This window comes from Actinoplanes sp. L3-i22 (genome assembly GCF_019704555.1).
Classification (GTDB): Bacteria; Actinomycetota; Actinomycetes; order Mycobacteriales; family Micromonosporaceae; genus Actinoplanes.
The window spans coordinates 261941-278021 of record NZ_AP024745.1; the positions used below are offsets into that span (position 1 = coordinate 261941).

Annotated in this window: 13 protein-coding genes; 9 read left to right on the forward strand and 4 right to left on the reverse strand. The window is 70.0% G+C overall.

What is annotated here, in order from left to right; translation table 11 throughout:
* Positions 1–9 precede the first annotated feature (9 nt).
* From nuoL to L3i22_RS01235, 5 genes are all read left to right on the forward strand, one after another.
* Positions 10–1917 carry an NADH-quinone oxidoreductase subunit L gene (nuoL, locus tag L3i22_RS01215; RefSeq protein ID WP_221325163.1) on the forward strand — a complete coding sequence of 636 codons (1908 nt, stop codon included), beginning with the start codon at positions 10–12 and terminating at the stop codon, positions 1915–1917.
* Positions 1914–3452: an NADH-quinone oxidoreductase subunit M gene (locus tag L3i22_RS01220; RefSeq protein ID WP_221325164.1), complete on the forward strand. Its 1539-nt coding sequence runs from the start codon at positions 1914–1916 to the stop codon at positions 3450–3452. The genes nuoL and L3i22_RS01220 overlap by 4 nt, the downstream gene beginning before the upstream one ends.
* A 2-nt stretch (positions 3453–3454) precedes the next feature.
* Positions 3455–4987 carry an NADH-quinone oxidoreductase subunit NuoN gene (gene nuoN, locus L3i22_RS01225; protein ID WP_221325165.1) on the forward strand — a complete coding sequence of 511 codons (1533 nt, stop codon included), beginning with the start codon at positions 3455–3457 and terminating at the stop codon, positions 4985–4987.
* A gap of 84 nt (positions 4988–5071) precedes the next feature.
* On the forward strand, positions 5072–5983 hold the full coding sequence (locus tag L3i22_RS01230) for a pyridoxamine 5'-phosphate oxidase family protein (RefSeq protein WP_221325166.1): 912 nt from the start codon (positions 5072–5074) through the stop codon (positions 5981–5983).
* 115 nt (positions 5984–6098) lie between these two features.
* On the forward strand, positions 6099–7058 hold the full coding sequence (locus tag L3i22_RS01235) for a polyprenyl synthetase family protein (protein WP_221329735.1): 960 nt from the start codon (positions 6099–6101) through the stop codon (positions 7056–7058).
* Between the two features lie 157 nt (positions 7059–7215).
* Here the strand turns inward: L3i22_RS01235 and L3i22_RS01240 are convergent, their stop codons facing one another.
* Positions 7216–8397, reverse strand: coding sequence for an MFS transporter (locus L3i22_RS01240; RefSeq protein WP_221325167.1), 1182 nt, complete (start codon positions 8395–8397; stop codon positions 7216–7218).
* Between the two features lie 153 nt (positions 8398–8550).
* Between L3i22_RS01240 and L3i22_RS01245 the strand changes: the two genes are divergently transcribed.
* Positions 8551–9345: an IclR family transcriptional regulator gene (locus L3i22_RS01245; protein WP_221325168.1), complete on the forward strand. Its 795-nt coding sequence runs from the start codon at positions 8551–8553 to the stop codon at positions 9343–9345.
* Positions 9346–9537: 192 nt separating this feature from the next.
* Complete coding sequence (locus L3i22_RS01250) at positions 9538–10281, forward strand: anti-sigma factor (RefSeq protein ID WP_221325169.1); 744 nt, start codon at positions 9538–9540, stop codon at positions 10279–10281.
* Between the two features lie 539 nt (positions 10282–10820).
* Here the strand turns inward: L3i22_RS01250 and rarD are convergent.
* The 3 genes from rarD to L3i22_RS01265 all read right to left on the reverse strand — a co-directional run bounded on the left by rarD (position 10821) and on the right by L3i22_RS01265 (position 14952).
* Complete coding sequence (gene rarD / locus L3i22_RS01255) at positions 10821–11741, reverse strand: EamA family transporter RarD (RefSeq protein ID WP_221325170.1); 921 nt, start codon at positions 11739–11741, stop codon at positions 10821–10823.
* 228 nt (positions 11742–11969) lie between these two features.
* Positions 11970–12353: a phage holin family protein gene (locus L3i22_RS01260; protein WP_221325171.1), complete on the reverse strand. Its 384-nt coding sequence runs from the start codon at positions 12351–12353 to the stop codon at positions 11970–11972.
* 271 nt (positions 12354–12624) lie between these two features.
* Positions 12625–14952 carry a hypothetical protein gene (locus tag L3i22_RS01265; RefSeq protein WP_221325172.1) on the reverse strand — a complete coding sequence of 776 codons (2328 nt, stop codon included), beginning with the start codon at positions 14950–14952 and terminating at the stop codon, positions 12625–12627.
* Positions 14953–15235: 283 nt separating this feature from the next.
* Between L3i22_RS01265 and L3i22_RS01270 the strand changes: the two genes are divergently transcribed.
* Positions 15236–15553 (forward strand): WXG100 family type VII secretion target, encoded by a 318-nt coding sequence (locus L3i22_RS01270; protein ID WP_221325173.1) that lies wholly within the window; start codon positions 15236–15238, stop codon positions 15551–15553.
* A gap of 20 nt (positions 15554–15573) precedes the next feature.
* Entirely contained in the window at positions 15574–15867 is a 294-nt protein-coding gene (locus tag L3i22_RS01275) for a WXG100 family type VII secretion target (protein WP_221325174.1), read from the forward strand.
* Positions 15868–16081: the final 214 nt, after the last annotated feature.

A 16081-nucleotide genomic window follows, 5' to 3' on the forward strand; every position in this document is an offset into this window, starting at 1 on the left:
GGGCCTGTTGTGGAACACACCTACGCCCCCGCTACGGGAGTGCTGAGCGGCATCTGGCTGCTCGTCGCCATCCCGCTGGCCAGCGCGGCGATCCTGCTGCTGCTCGGCAAACGGGCCGACAAATGGGGTCACTGGCTCGGCGTCCTCGCGGTCGCCGCGTCGTTCGTCCTGGGCCTGGTCTTCTTCATCAAGCTCGGCGGACTCGCCGCCGAGCAGCGATCGGCGCAGCTCAGTCTCTTCGACTTCATCGACGTCGGAAGCCTGAAGGTCGACTTCGGCCTGCTCTTCGACCCGCTGTCGGGCGTCTTCGTCCTGCTGATCACCGGCGTCGGATCCCTGATCCACCTGTACGCGGTCGGCTACATGGAGCACGACCCGGGCCGGCGCCGGTTCTTCGGCTACTTCAACCTGTTCGTCGCGGCGATGCTCCTGCTGGTCCTCGGCAACAACTACGTGATGCTCTACTTCGGCTGGGAGGGCGTCGGCGTCGCGTCGTACCTCCTGATCTCGTTCTGGTACACCCGGCCGTCGGCCGCCACCGCCGGCAAGAAGGCGTTCCTGATGAACCGGGTCGGCGACGCCGGCCTGGCGGTCGGCGTCTTCCTGATGTTCACCACGGTCGGCAGCACGCAGTACGACAAGGTGTTCAGCGGGGTCACCTCGATGAGCGCCACCACGGTGCTGGTCATGGGCCTGCTCCTGTTGCTCGGCGCGGCCGGCAAGTCCGGTCAGTTCCCGCTGCAGGCCTGGCTGCCGGACGCGATGGAGGGCCCGACCCCGGTGTCCGCGCTCATCCACGCGGCCACCATGGTCACCGCCGGCGTCTACCTGATCGCCCGGTCCAACCCGATCTTCTCGGCGAACGAGACGCTGCAGCTGGTGGTGGTCAGCGTCGGTGCGCTGACGCTGCTGATCGGCTGCATCATCGGCACCGCGAAGGACGACATCAAGCGGGTCCTGGCCTGGTCCACGGTCAGCCAGATCGGCTACATGTTCCTCGGCGTCGGGCTCGGCGGGGCGGCGTACGCGCTGGCCATCATCCACCTGCTGGCGCACGGCTTCTTCAAGGCCAACATGTTCCTCGGGGCCGGCTCGGTCATGCACGGGATGCACGACCAGGTCGACATCCGGCGGTTCGGCGGTCTCAGCAAGTACATGCGGGTCACCTGGCTGACCTTCGCGATGGGCTGGCTGGCGATCATCGGCATCCCGCCGCTCTCCGGCTTCTTCACCAAAGAGCCGATCATCGCGGCGGCGTTCGACCGGGAAGGCTGGACCGGCTGGCTCTTCGGCGGCGCGGCCATGCTCGGCGCCGGCCTGACCGCCTTCTACATGACCCGGCTCTTCGTGCTGACGTTCCACGGGCCCGAGCGGTACACCGAGGAGAACAAGCACCCGCACGAGTCGCCGGCGATCATGACGATCCCGCTGATCCTGCTCGCGATCGGCTCGGTGGTGGCCGGCTGGCTGATGTCCACGACCGTGGTGGACTGGCTCAACCCGGTCTTCGGCGAGCAGCCGGAGCACCACGAGAGCATCTGGATCACCGTGGCCAGCCTCGCGCTGACCCTCGGTGGCGCCGGGCTGGCCTGGGCGCTGTTCCGCAACGGGACGGCACTCGCGCCGGAGTCGGCCGGATTCGTGGTCACCGCGGCACGGCGCAACCTCTACACCGACGCGTTCAACGAGGCGGTGTTCGAGCGACCCGGCATCTACCTCACCCGGGCCCTGGTCTACCTGGACAACAAGGGCGTCGACGGCCTGGTCAACGGACTCGCGGCCGCTGTCGGCGGCGGTTCCGGGCGACTGCGGCGGCTGCAGACCGGGTTCGTCCGCTCGTACGCACTCTCCATGCTCACCGGCGCGATGCTCGTGGTCGGCGCCTTCCTCGCGATCCAGTTGGGGTGGCTGGCGTGAAAGATTTCCCGTTCCTCTCTATTCTCACGCTGCTTCCCCTGGTGGGGGCTGGTGTGGTGGCGGCCATTCCGCGGGCCAAGGCCGAGCTGGCCAAGCTGGTCGCGCTGATCTGGTCGCTGGTCGTGCTGGTGCTCAGCGTCTTCATGTGGGTCGCCTTCACGGTGAACAGCTCCGACCGCTTCCAGTTCCACGAGAAGTACTCCTGGATTCCGGCCTGGGGCGCCAACTTCACCTTCGCCGCCGACGGCATCGCGCTGGTCATGTTGATGCTGGTCGCGGTGCTGTTCCCGGTGGTGATCCTGGCGTCCTGGCACGACGTCGACCAGAGCCGGCGGTCCGCACCGACCTACTTCGCCCTGCTGCTGGTGTTCGAGTTCACCATGATCGGGGTGTTCGCCGCGGCGGACGTGTTCCTGTTCTACGTGTTCTTCGAGATCATGCTGATCCCGATGTACTTCATCATCGGCTCGTTCGGCTCCGGCCAGAAGCAGTACGCCGCGGTGAAGTTCTTCCTCTACAGCCTGGTCGGCGGCCTCTTCATGCTGGCCGCGGTGATCGGGCTGTGGGTGGTCGGCGGGCACACGTTCGACTTCGAGGCGCTGGTCAAGGCCGGCCAGTCGATCAACCCGGACACCGCGCGCTGGCTGTTCCTCGGCTTCTTCGTGGCGTTCGCGATCAAGGCCCCGTTCTTCCCGTTCCACACCTGGCTGCCGGACTCCGGTGGGGCCGCCCCGGCGGGTGCGGCCGCGTTGCTGGTCGGCGTGATGGACAAGGTCGGCACGTTCGGCATCCTGCGCTACTGCCTCCCGCTGTTCCCGGAGGCGTCCCGCTGGTTCGCCCCGGCCGCCCTGGTCCTGTCGGTGATCGGCATCATCTACGCGGCCCTGCTCGCGGTCGGGCAGAACGACCTGAAGCGCCTGGTGTCGTACACGTCGATCGCGCACTTCGGCTTCATCGGCATCGGCATCTTCGCCTTCACCACGCAGGGCGGCACCGGCTCGGTGCTCTACATGGTCAACCACGGGCTGGCCACCGGCCTGCTGTTCATCGTGGTCGGCATGTTCGTGGCCCGGCGGGGATCGTCGCTGGTCAGCGACTTCGGCGGAGCCGGCAAGCTGGTTCCGGTGCTGGCCGGGGTGCTGTTCTTCGCCGGTCTCGCGTCGCTGGCGCTGCCCGGCACAGCCCCGTTCGTCAGTGAGTTCCTGGTGCTGATCGGCACGTTCAGCACCCACAAGGCGTACGCGGTGATCGCCACCACCGGCATCGTGCTGGCCGCGGCGTACGTCCTCTGGATGATCCAGAGAACCACGCAGGGCACCCTCAACCCGGTTCTGGACGAGGTCCCGGCGATGCGGAAAGACCTCAGCCTGCGGGAGAAGTTCGTCGTCGCCCCGCTGATCGTGCTGCTGCTGGTGCTCGGCTTCTACCCGAAGCCGGTCACCGACGTGATCAACCCAGCGGTGCAGAAGACCCTCGAGGATGTCGGAACGCAGGACCCGACCCCGGCGGTCGCGGACGGAAAGGCGGCCCGGTAGCCATGGGAGAGCTCAAACTGCCCCCGATCGACTACAGCGCGCTGGCGCCCATGTTGATCCTCTTCGGGGTGGCCTGTGTCGGGGTCCTCATCGAGGTGCTCGTCCCGCGGAAGTCGCGCAACGTCGTCCAGTTGGTGTTCACCCTGCTGGGCGTGGTGGCGGCGCTGATCGTGCTGATCATCAACCGGAACACCCGGATCGTCACGATCGGCGGCGCGGTCGCCTTCGACGGTCCGACGGTGTTCCTGCAGGGCGCGATCCTGCTGCTCGGCGCGGTGTCGCTGCTGCTGATCGGCGAGCGCTCGGTGGAGGCGGGCGGCGCGTTCGTCGCCCAGGCGGCCGTCGTGGTCGGCTCGGACAAGGACAGCCGCCAGTCGGCCGGTCAGCCGGGCCTCACCGAGGTGTACCCGCTGGCCGCCTTCGCGCTCGGCGGCATGCTGCTCTTCGTCGCCGCGAACGACCTGCTCACCATGTTCGTGGCGCTGGAGGTCTTCTCGCTGCCGCTGTACCTGCTGTGCGCGCTGGCCCGTCGCCGGCGCCTGCTCAGCCAGGAGGCCGCGCTCAAGTACTTCCTGCTCGGGTCGTACGCCTCGGCGTTCTTCCTGTTCGGCGTCGCGCTGCTGTACGGCTTCGCCGGCGGCGTCCAGCTCGGCGTCATCCACGACGCGGTCGCCGACCCGCAGCGCAGCCAGGTGCTGCTCTACGGCGGCCTGGGCCTGGTCGCGATCGGTCTGCTCTTCAAGAGCGCGCTCGCCCCGTTCCACGTCTGGACACCGGACGTCTACCAGGGCGCGCCCACACCGATCACCGCGTTCATGGCGGCCTGCACCAAGGTCGCCGCGTTCGGGGCCCTGCTCCGCGTGCTCTACGTGGCGTTCGAGGGCGTGCGCTGGGACTTCCAGCCGGTGCTCGGCACGGTCGCGGTGCTCACCATGCTTCTCGGCTCGATCCTGGCGGTCACCCAGACCGACATGAAGCGGCTGCTGGCCTACTCGTCGATCGCCAACGCCGGCTACCTGATGGTCGGCGTGCTGGCGCTCAACCCGGACGGCCTGAGCAGCACGATGTTCTACCTGGTCGCGTACGGCTTCTCGGTGCTCGCCGCGTTCGCCATCGTGAGCCTGGTCCGGGACTCGGACGGCGAGGCCACCCACCTGTCCCGCTGGGCCGGAATCGGCCGCAAGAGCCCGCTGCTCGCCGGCGTGTTCACGCTGATCCTGCTGGCCTTCGCCGGCATCCCGCTGACCAGTGGCTTCACCGCCAAGTTCGCGGTCTTCGGGGCGGCCATCGACGGCGGACAGACCTGGCTGGTCATCTTCGGCGTGGTCAGCAGCATGCTGATCGCCTTCCCGTACCTGCGGGTCGTCGTGCTGATGTGGCAGTCGGAGCCGAGCGAGTCGACCCCGGCGGTCTCCATCCCGGGCTTCCTGACCTCGGCGGCCCTGGGCCTCGGGGTGCTCGTGACGGTCGCGCTGGGCCTGTTCCCGGCGCCGCTGATCGATCTGACGCGAGAGGCGTCCCAGTTCGTCCGCTGAACCTGGAACGCCAGTGGCCCCGGCAGCTTGCCGGGGCCACTGGCGTTTATCGGTCGTCAACGAGATCCACTTAAGATGCCGCGCGTGACTTCTCTGCCCGCTGTGATCGACGCCTACCGCACCTGCGAGCTGGCGACCCTGACCAAGGACGGCTCGCCGGTCGCCTGGCCCACGTCGGGCCTGCGTCTGGACGACGGGACGTTCCTGCTGACCACGTCGCTGGGGTACCCGCAGAAGGCGTACAACATCCGCCGGGACAGCCGGGTGGCGCTGCTCTTCTCCGAGCCGGCCGCGAGCGGGCTGGCGGCGCCCGAGCAGATCCTGGTGCGCGGCGTCGCGACCTGCCCGGAGGAGGTGCACACCGAGCCCTCCGGCGATCTGGGCCGGCTCTGGGCGCTGCTGATGGAGCGCCAGCCGTCGAGCCAGAAGTATCTGAACTGGCCGACCAACACGATGACCGATTTTTATTACATGCGACTCAAGATCACCGTGCAGCCGACCAAGGTGGTGACCCGCCCGTTGCCGACCGTGTCGAATGCGGTCACCGCGACCGGTCTGCTCGGCGCCGAGGTGCTGGCGCAGTACCCGACCGTGGTCCTGATCGCGATCGACGAGGCGGGCGCACCGACCCTGGTCCGGACCACGGTCGCGGCCGAGGCGGACGGCTACCGGGTCGAGGTGCCGGAGGGCACCGGGATCGCCGAGGGCCCGGCCGGCCTGCTCGTCCACCGGCACGACGAGAAGCTGGCCGGCCTGCACAACGCGAACATCCGCGGCATCCTGACCGCGGACGAGAAGGGCTGGCTGCTGCTCCCGTCGAAGCTGGTCGAGCCGGGCCAGCGGAGCCGGGCGAGCGTCCTGGATCCGATCCGGATCGGTCGTGAGTGCCAGGCCACCACTCGCCGCTATCTGGACCGCCGGAACCTGGCCCGACCGTCCATCCCGTGGGACGCCTACCGGGCCATCCGTGCGAGCCTGCCGAAAAGCAATTCTTGATCTTGTGACTCATACCCCTGGGACTGAAACCGGTGGGCCGGTATGGCATCGTGGGAGCGTGGTGAGCACCGGTGATCTGACGTTGTCGTCGCTGGGCCTCGACGTCGATCCCGTGATGGACGCGTCGGTGTCGGCGATGCTGGCCGCCGTCGAGGAAGCGCTGCGGGTCCACGTCGCCAGCGCCGACCCGCTGGTGACCGAGGCCGCCCGTCATCTCGCCGACGCCGGCGGCAAGCGGCTGCGGCCGATCCTGGTGGCGCTGGCCGCGCAGTTCGGCGACCCGGCCCGCCCCGAGCTGATCGACGCGGCCAACGTGGTCGAGCTGACCCACCTGGCCACGCTCTACCACGACGACGTCATGGACGAGGCGCCGGTTCGCCGCGGCACCCCGAGCGCCAACGCGCGCTGGGGCAACTCGGTGGCCATCCTGGTCGGTGACTACCTGTTCGCCCAGGCCGCGGAGCTGGCCGCCAAGCTCGGCACCGAGGCGGTGCACCTGCAGGCGCAGACCTTCTCCCGCCTGGTCCACGGCCAGATCGCGGAAACCGTCGGCCCGCGCGACCGCGATCCGATCGAGCACTACCTGCAGGTCATCGCGGACAAGACCGGCTCGCTGATCGCCACCGCGGCCCGCTTCGGCGGCCTGTTCTCCGGCGCCCGGCCCGAGGTCGTCGAGGCGCTCGCGGGCTACGGCGAGATCATCGGCCTGGTCTTCCAGCTCTCCGACGACCTGCTGGACATCGCCTCCGAGTCGGTCCAGTCCGGCAAGACGCCCGGCACCGACCTGCGCGAGGGCGTGCCCACGCTGCCGGTTCTCTACGCCCTGGCCGGCGACGACGCGGATCCGGCCGCGGCCCGCCTGCGCGAGCTGCTCTCGGCCGGCCCGATCACCGACGACGCGCTGCACGCCGAGGCGCTGACGCTGCTGCGTGAGTCGGCGGCGATGAAGCAGGCCCGCGAGACCGTGCGCGGCTATGCGGAGGAGGCGCGGGCGCGCCTGGCCCCGCTGCCGGACGGCGAGGCGAAGCGCGCGATGGAAAGCCTCTGCGACTACATCGCCGACCGGACCAACTAACTTCAAGATTTTCTTTGCCTCGGTCCGCCGGGGTACAGATCGTCGCTCCCGCGGGGACCCTTCCGGGCCTCGCAAGGGCGCGGGGCGCCCAGAACACGAGGCCCGCAAGGGCGACGTCCGTGGCTGGTTGCGGTTTACCCCACAAAAACCCGGTCCCCTATGCGGTGTGCCGGCCGAGCAGTCGGCTACCCAGAAGCATCAGGACCGCGGCCAATACCATGGCGATCGAGGCGACGGTCCACATCGTGGGATAGCCGGCCGCGTCGGCGACCGCTCCGAGGCCGAGCGGGCCGACGCAGCCGCCGGTGTAGACGCCGGTCTGGGTGATCGACGTGGCCGCGGCCGGGGCCTGGGGATGCAGGCGCACCACGGCGAAGTTCAGCAGACCGGGCCAGGCCCAGCCGAAGCCGAACCCCAGCACGACGCCGGCCACCAGGGCGCTCTCACCGCGTACCGCGAGCAGGGCCAACCCCAGCGCGCCGCAGGCGAGCAGCGCGGCGATCGTGCCCACCTGCCGACCCGGCCGTCGATCCGCCTGCCAGCCGCCGGTGATCCGGGCCAGGCCGCAGATCGCGCCGCCGAGGGTGAGGGTGAGTCCGGCGGACGCCGGATCGATGCCGTGCGAGACGGCCGACGACACCAGGAACGTGCCGAGGGCGTTGGCGGCGGCCGCGGCGAGCATGGCGGCGAGTCCGATAACGACCAGTGCGCCGGTCGCCGGCCCGTGCTCCCTCGGTGGCTTGCGGACCACCGGTTCGGCCGGCACCACCAGGATCGCCGCGCAGGCCAGTGCGCCGGCCGCGACGAAGGCCCAGCGCCAGCCGACGGTCAGCGCGACCACCGGGACCGCCGCGCCGGCCAGCAGGGTGCTGACCGGGATGGCGGCCTGCTTCACGCCGAACGTGAAGCCCTGCCGGTGCAACGGCACCTGCCGGGACAGGCTGGTGTTGCTGGCCAGCTGGCCCATCGCGTTGCCGACCGCGCTGACCGACAGGATCGCGATCAGGCTCCACAGTGACCTCGCGACGGCCGCGACCATGATCAGCGAGGCCGCCGAGAGGCCGATGCCGGTGCGCGAGATCCGGGTGGCGCCGAATCGCTCGACCAGCGCTCCGGCCGGGACGGAGGCGAGCGCGCTCACGCCGAAGTAGGCGGAGACCACCAGCCCGAGCCCGGCCGGACTGAAGCCGAGTTCCTCGCGTACCTGAACGGCGAGCCCGCCGACCAGGAAGACCGGTATCGAAACAGAAATGGTCGTGGTAAGGGCCCCGATCGTGGCCCGCGTGGCGTTTTGCCTGGTGGACGCGGGTACTCGCGGGCGATTCGAGGCAGTTGGCATCGGACGCAGACTAAGCCAATTCGGACACGTTCGGACACGCCCCGTTCTATTGATCACACCCGCTGTGCAAATCGATCGTGATCCACATGCTTTTGGCATTCCGTCGCCGTGAGTTTCTTCATATGGTGTAAGTCCCTGGCCTCGGAGGTAGCTGTGCGTGACCCCCTAGCGGAGCCGTCAGATCTCATCCGGAGCGTGTCGCGGGCCCTGCGTGTGCTGGAGTCGGTCGGCCGGGCACCGCGCGGGCTCACGGTGAAACAGATCGCCCGGCGCTGCGAGCTGACCGTCGCGACGACCTATCACCTCGTGCGCACGCTCGCCTATGAGGGCTACGTGATTCGCCGAGAGGACGGGACGTACATCGTCGGCCTGGAGATCGCGGATCGATATCGCGAGCTCGTGTCGGCGTTCCGGGGTCCACCAGCGGTCGGCGACGCGCTGCGCCGCGCCGCCCTGGACACCGGGTACAGCCACTACCTGGGCCGCTTCGTCGGCGGCCGGATAGCGGTGACCGCCTCCGCCGAGGGCGCCCGCTCGCCGTTCCTCGACGACGTCGCCCCCGGTTTCGACGAGGGCGGGCACGCGACCGCGCTGGGCAAGGCGCTGCTCGCCACGCTCACCCCCGATCAGCGGTCGCGCTACCTGCGCGACTACGGGATGCGGGCGTTCACCCCGACGACGCTGACCACGGGCGAGGCGCTCGAGGCCGATCTCGCCGCGGGCGAGCGACGGGGCATGCAGATCGAAATGGGACAGTTCCGGCAGGGGCTGGCCTCCGCCGCGGTGGTCGTGGTCGCCGATCGGGACATGGAGCGCCGGCTCGTGCTCGCCTGTTCGATGCCGGCCGCCGAGATGCTGACGTCGGCCCGGGTGGTCCGAGCGAAGCTGACCGCCGCCGCCCGGAATGTCGCCGAAGCGCTCTCCGGCGGCGAGTCCGCCACCGCCTGACGCCATTCTGTGCTCGTTCACAGATCATTCGGCGCAGACGATTGTTTCCGGAGCGTTTTCGCAGCCCGGGCACTTTTTGAGTGACCGAATCGCTACAGCTTGAGGTGCGGCTTTAAGAGATATTTGAACCTCCACGGCGGTTGTCGCGTACCAAAGTGCGGACGACGGGAAGCCGGCTGGAGGCGGGGAAACATGCGGTGTGAGGACGGGCACGACGACGCCGCGTACGTCCTCGGCGCGCTGTCGCCGGCGGAGCGCGCGGCCTACGAACAGCACCTGGCGACGTGCTCGTTCTGCCGGGAGGCGGTGGCCGATCTGTCCCGGGTGCCGGACATGCTGGACCGGCTCGACGCGGACGAGTTCGCCAAGCTGCTGGACCCCTCGCTGAGCCCGGTGTTGCCGGAGCGTTCCTACCGGAACGGCCCGCGATCGGCGGGGCTGTCCTCGCACGGCTCCCCACACGGCACCTCGTCGCATGGCGGTTCGTCGCACGGTTCGCCACCGCGGGTGAAGACCTTCCCGGTCCGGCTGATGAGCACGCTCGCCGCGGCCCTGCTGATCGTGGTGCTCGGCGGCGGAGTCACGCTGTGGCTGATGAACCGGCCCGCGGCCGGCAGCGGCGCGGTCGGGCCGGCCGTGGCGATGGCCGCGGTCCAGCCGAACTCACCGATCACGGCGACCATCCGGGTGACCGGAACCGCCGGCGGGAGCCGGGTGGAGATGATCTGCACGTACGCGGCCTCGGAGAAGCCGTATACGTTCCGGCTGATCGCCTACGGTCCCGATGATCAGAGCGAGCAGCTCGGGTCCTGGACGCCGCAGCCCGGGGCGGAGTTCTCGATGCAGGGGGCCACGCATTTTCCGGCGGAGAGCCTGGATCGGCTGGATCTGGTGCGCTTCGACGGGACGATCATGCTGACCTACCGTCCTCGTTGACGGGCGCTCCCGGCGCGATTTCGGCGCCCTGATTCGCTTCCTCGCTCGCGCTGCGCTCCTCGCACGCCGTTCCTGCGCGCCCCGCGCTGCTCCTGCGCGCCCCGCGCTGCTCCTGCGCGCCCCGCGCTGCTCCTGCGCGCACCGCGCCCCACGCACCGTTCCTGCGCGCACCGCGCCCCACGCGCTGCTCCTGCGCGCACCGCGCCCCACGCGCCGTTCCTGCGCGCACCGCGCCCCACGCGCCGTTCCTGCGCGCACCGCGCCCCACGCGCCGTTCCTGCGCGCACCGCGCCCCACGCGCCGTTCCTGCGCACCGCGCTACCCGCCCGGCGCCCCGCGCGCCGTTCCCTGCGCGCGTCGCACCGCGTCGTTCTCCGCGCCGCTCACTTTCCCGCGCCGCTCACTTTCCCGCGCCGCTCACTTTCCCGCGCCGCTCACTTTCCCGCGCCGCTTACTTCCCGCGCGCTGCCGCTTCCCTGGGCGCGTTGTTGTTTCTCTGGGCGGGCTGAACGCCGTACCAAATAAGGGTTTTGGGGGTTTTAGGCAGGGGCGGCGGTGGCCTCGGCGGCGGCGCGGGAGCGGGCGGTGGCGCGGGCGCTGCGGAGGCCGTCCGCGGTGAAGATGATCAGGGCGATCCAGACCAGGCCGAAACCGGCGAGCCGGGCCGCCGGCATCGGCTCGTGGTAGATCAGGACGCCGCAGGCCAGCTGCAGGATCGGCGCCACGTACTGCAGGATGCCGAGGCCGACCAGCGGCACCCGGTTCGCGGCACCGGCGAAGAGCAGCAACGGTACGGCGGTGGCCACACCCGCGAACAGCATCAGGATCGTGTGCGTCGCCGAGACGTGCCCGAACTTCGCGCCACCGTCCAGGTTGAGCCAGGTCAGATAGGCCAGCGCGGGCAACGCCAGCACCGCCGACTCGATGAACAGGCCCTCGGCCGGCGGCAGCGACATCCGCTTCTTGATCAGGCTGTAGGAACCGAACGAGACGGCGAGCGTGAGCGCGATATACGGCAAGTGTCCGTAATCGATCGTCAGGATCGCGACCGCCAGCCCGCCGACGCCGACCGCGATCCACTGCCAGAGGCGCAGTCGCTCATGCAACACGGTCACGCCGAGCAGGACCACGAACAGCGGGGTGATGAAGTAACCGAGCGCCGTCTCGACGACGCGGGACGAGTTCACGCCGTAGATGTAGGTCGCCCAGTTCACCCCGATCAGCACCGCGGCCAGGGAGATTCCGCCGAGCAGGCGCGGCGTGCGCAGGATCCGCTTGAGGAAAGTCCAGTTCCGCATGCCGGTGAGCAGCAGCGCCACGAACACCACCGACCAGATCACGCGGTGGGACAGGATCTCCAGTGGCGGCGAGGGCTGGAGGAGCTTGAAATAGATCGGAAAGAAACCCCAGAGGGCGTACGCAGTGAAGCCGTACAGGTATCCGCGCCGCTCGTCGCTCATGCCCTCACCGTAAGGGCAACTCCGTAACCCGGTCCTTGCATATGTTCCAGGTCACCGGGCCAATCAGATGCCGCTGGCCTGGCCTCTTCCGCCTCGTCGGGGGCCCGTCACCGGCAGCCTCGTCGGGCCGTCACCGGCAGTCATGAAACGCCGTGGGTGCACGCGAGAGCGGGGCGCCCGGTCGGCGCCCCGCTCTCGTTACGTCGTGCGTTGGCTGCGCTGTGCGGTTCAGTCGTCGCCGCCGTCGGGGACGAGCATGTTGAGCACCCAGCTCACGATGCCGACCAGCAGCGCGCCGAGGACCGCGGACGGCCAGAAGCTCTCGACGTGGAAGCCCAGGTCGATCCGCCCGGCGATCCAGCTGGTCAGCATGAACAGCAGGCCGTTCACGATCACCGCGATCAGGCCGAGCGTGAAGACGTAGAGACCGCAGCCGATCGTCTTGATGATCGGCCGGAGAACCGCGTTCACCAGACCGAAGATCGCCGCGACCGCGAGAAGCGTGCCGGCCTTGGCGGCCGCGCTGCCCGCGGTGAGATCGATCCCGTCGATGACCAGGGTCGCGATCCACAGCGAGACCGCCGTGATCACGAGCCGGATGATGATGCCCATGGCAGGGGATCGTGCCACGGCCGCGCCACTGGCGGGTACGACACTCCGCGATCTTCATCCGCGCACTCCCGGATATTCCGACATATCGAGATCTATCACTCATTTATTGATCGTGCCGGCCACGCCGTGTCGGCCACGCCGTGTCGGCCACGCCGTGTCGGCCACGCCGTGTCGGCCACGCCGTGTCGGCCACGCCGTGTCGGCCACGCCGTGTCGTGCCGTGCCGGCTGTGTCGGCCGTGTCGGTGAGGCAGCGCCGATGGGGAGCTTTGCTATGTCGGTGTGGGGGAGCCGATCAGGATCTTCTCGATGTCGGTAGGGGAGAGCGTCGCCCAACGAACCGCCTGGTGACTGATGATGCTGACCATCCCGGGCCGCATCCGGGTGAGCAGCCGGGCGACGTCACCCAGGCTGAGCGCGGTCCCGATCAGCTCGGCATCGTCCGCCGGCATCGTCTGCAGCAGCACCAGATCCGCCCCGATCGCGGCCGCCACGTCGCCGCTTCCGAATCGCTCCCGCAAGGTCACGGTCGCCTCCCAGGGCCCGGCGGAGCCGGCGCCTCCGTCCTGTCTGATCGCAGCCCCCGAGTCCTGCTCGCTCGCCGGGTCGGTCATCTCCGCGTCCTGCTCACCTGCCGGGTCGAGCATCCCCGCGTGCCGCTCATCCATCGGGTTGGTCGACATCGTGTCGATGCTGCTCGGCGAGCCGGTCGCGGGGCTTTGTTGCTGCACCGGGTACACCCCGGCCGCGGCGGCCGGCGGCGAATCGATGTCGAGAATGGTCAGCAGCGGCCGCAGCGGGGTACCGGCCGGCGGCTCGACCGGGTGATCGGGCGGCGCCAGGGCGATCGACCCGTCCGGAGCGGCCGCACCCCGGGCGAACGGCGCCCACGCCCGTGGACGTCGCGTGCGCACCAGCACCCGGGCACCGACGGCCAGCGACCGGAACGTCAGCAGCTGCGCACAGCGGAGATCACCGACCAGCAACATCCGGGTCGGCTCGGGCCGGAACAACCGGATGGGCAACGGCTGCCCGTGCCGGTCGCGTCCGATCACCACGCCGGCCCGGGCGGTCGGCAGCACCAGCCGCCCGAAGCGCCCGCCCACGGCCATCGGCGCGCCCCGCGAAGGCGACCGCCCCTGCCCGGTCTGCGTCCGCCCGGTCTGCGCCTGAGCCGATTGCTGCCCTGACTGCTGGGCCGACTGGTGGGCCGAGTGCGCTTGCTCTGATTGCGCCTGAGCCGACCGCGTCTTGGCCGACCGCGCTCGCCCCGGCAATGCCTGCTGGGCCTGCGCCGCCTGCCGGGCCTGCGCCGGCAACGCCTGCTGCCACAGCGACTGCGTCTGCGCGGCTGGCGGGCGTTGTTCCAGCGACCGGGTCTGTCTGGTCGACGCCTGTCGGCCCGGCGGCCGGGGAGGGCCAGGAGCGGGCTCCGGGCGAGGTGATCCCTGATGACCGGACGGCCAGCCCGGCGGAATGTGCGGCGGGCTGCCCGTCGCACCGAGCGGCAGAGTCGCGGTGAGCCCTCTCAGGTGCTCACCGTCCCGCCGACGGAGCCGGACGCGCTCGGCCGCCGCCAGCCGCTCGACGGACGTCGCCGCCTCCTCCAGGGCGCGCAGGTCCGGAGCGGCCAGCCGCACGGACAGGCCGATCAGCGGTGGCTCGGCGGACGGCGGCTCCGGGAGATCGGCGGTCAGACTCACCGTGGTCGCTGCTGCCGGAAGGTAAAGCAGCCTGGTCAGGATCTCGGCGGGCGGCTCGGCGCCGACCTCCGGCCGCGTCTGGAAGGTGATCTGAGCCGTGTCGCCGGCCCGCAACGCCGTCCACTCCTCACGGACTCCGGCGGCCGGATCGGCGTACGTCAGCTCGGTTATCAAACGAATCGCCGCAGCCTTGCCCACCGGCCGCGCCGTCAGGCGCTTGGCCAGTTTGCGTGCCAGGCCGGTCAGCGTCCGCCGCAGCTCGGCGTCGGACCAGCCCTCGTCGCGTTGCACCCGGATCGCCAGGACCGCGCGGCAGTGCCCGAGAGCCCGGCCCGCGGTGAGCGCCCGATAGGAGATCGCGATCGGCCCGGCCCCGGCGGCGGGCGCGGGCGCGCCGCTGAGCAGGAGCTGGACCCGGCAGGACGGCCGCTCCCGGCCGTCGGCGGTCAGCAGCTCCCACGGCGCGGCGAGCTCGGGCGAGCCGTCGGCCAGCAGGTCGGCCGGATCGCCCAGCTCGAGCAGCATGGTGAGGCCGAAGTCGTCGGCGAGCACCGCGACCGGCCCGCCCGGAAGGTCGGCCGACGTCACCCGGGTGCCCGGGGCGGCCAGCTCCAGGACCGTGGTGGCGGTCCGCCGGCGGGCGCCGAACCGCAGGCCCGCGGCGAGCCACTCGAAGGCCCAGCGCTCGCGCACGCGCAGCCAGATCAGGGCGAGCAGGAGCACGGCGCAGATCACCGCGAGGAGCAGCGCCGGCCTGCCGAGAACCGCGCCGACCAGGAGAAGAACGGCTGCCGCCTGGGTGGCGACCACCTGGTGGAGACGGACGCCGCGGGCCTTCGCCGCGCGGGCGGCCGGCGCCGAGGTGGCTCGCCGCGGCGTGGCCAGATCCGTCGCCATGCGCACCCCCAAGATCGTGATGGGCGTCGATCTCCCTGCGCGGCACATGGTAGGGCGAAATCCGAATCGGCCGTGTCCGTTGTCCACAGGTCCGAGTTATCCACAGGCCTGGATTCGGGGGTTTCGCCGCCGCCCGCTCATCGCCTAGCGTCGAGGCCCAAGACGTGACCAGGCGATCACACTGAGACTCGATCCCAGGTCGCGACCCGCAATACGATGACCCGCATCGATGTGTGGGTGATCGTCATGTCCGTCCACAGCAGAGAACGGGGTGATCTCGGAAATGGCCTACACCCAGGCGCAATCCACGGTGATGGCGAGCACCGCGGCCAAATTCGATCAGGTCAACGGCGCGCTGCAGCAGATGCTGAGCTTGCTGATGACCGAGCTGTCCGGGCTGAACAGCTCGTGGAAAGGGCTCGGCGCGACCGCGTTCGAGCAGGTCAAGACGCAATATGCGGCGGATCTCCAGCGCCTCAACAACGCGCTCGCCGAGACCGCCGAGTCGATCCGGGCCGCCGGCGTCGGCTACCAGTCCACCGATTCCGAGGCCGCGAGTCGTGTCGCCCGCACCGGCGGCACGTTCACGCTGCCGCTCTGACTTTCTCCAGGAGGATCCTCGTGAACGACGGAGTTCTGCTCGTCAACTTCAGCGCCCTGCGACAGGCCGGCACCGACATCGACAAGGCGCTCGCCACCCTGCGGACCCAGCTCGACCAGCTCGAACGCGATGCCGCACCGCTCGTGGAGAGCTGGGCCGGCGAGGCCCGTGAGGCGTACGCGCAGCGGCAGACCACCTGGCGGGCCGCCTCGGCCGACCTGGAGGGCATCCTTCGCCAGATCAAACTCGCGGTGGACGAGTCGGCCGCTGACTACGTGGCGACCGAACGGGCCGCGACACAACGGTTCCAGTGACGACGGGGCCTACCCGTTCGGGCGTTCCTATTGGTCCGTTCCGGGCGGGTTGAGGTCGCCCGTTCGCGTACTGGCCCGGGCGGTTGACACGGCTACCATCGGTTGTTGGATCATTGCGCCGGGCGATTGGAGCGCGCGTACCGGCTCGGCGCGACCGTGTACCGGGCATGCCGGGATACAACTCGGTCAACAGCGCACTGCCGCCCATTGTCAT

Bases quoted from the DNA above. Each gene is read 5' to 3' on its own strand.
- L3i22_RS01260 (WP_221325171.1), bottom strand. From the start codon at position 12,353: ATGGGCATCATCATCCGGCTCGTGATCACGGCGGTCTCGCTGTGGATC.
- L3i22_RS01270 (WP_221325173.1), top strand. From the start codon at position 15,236: ATGGCCTACACCCAGGCGCAATCCACGGTGATGGCGAGCACCGCGGCC.
- nuoN (WP_221325165.1), top strand. From the start codon at position 3,455: ATGGGAGAGCTCAAACTGCCCCCGATCGACTACAGCGCGCTGGCGCCC.
- L3i22_RS01265 (WP_221325172.1), bottom strand. From the start codon at position 14,952: ATGGCGACGGATCTGGCCACGCCGCGGCGAGCCACCTCGGCGCCGGCC.
- rarD (WP_221325170.1), bottom strand. From the start codon at position 11,741: ATGAGCGACGAGCGGCGCGGATACCTGTACGGCTTCACTGCGTACGCC.
- L3i22_RS01235 (WP_221329735.1), top strand. From the start codon at position 6,099: ATGGACGCGTCGGTGTCGGCGATGCTGGCCGCCGTCGAGGAAGCGCTG.
- L3i22_RS01240 (WP_221325167.1), bottom strand. From the start codon at position 8,397: ATGCCAACTGCCTCGAATCGCCCGCGAGTACCCGCGTCCACCAGGCAA.
- L3i22_RS01250 (WP_221325169.1), top strand. From the start codon at position 9,538: ATGCGGTGTGAGGACGGGCACGACGACGCCGCGTACGTCCTCGGCGCG.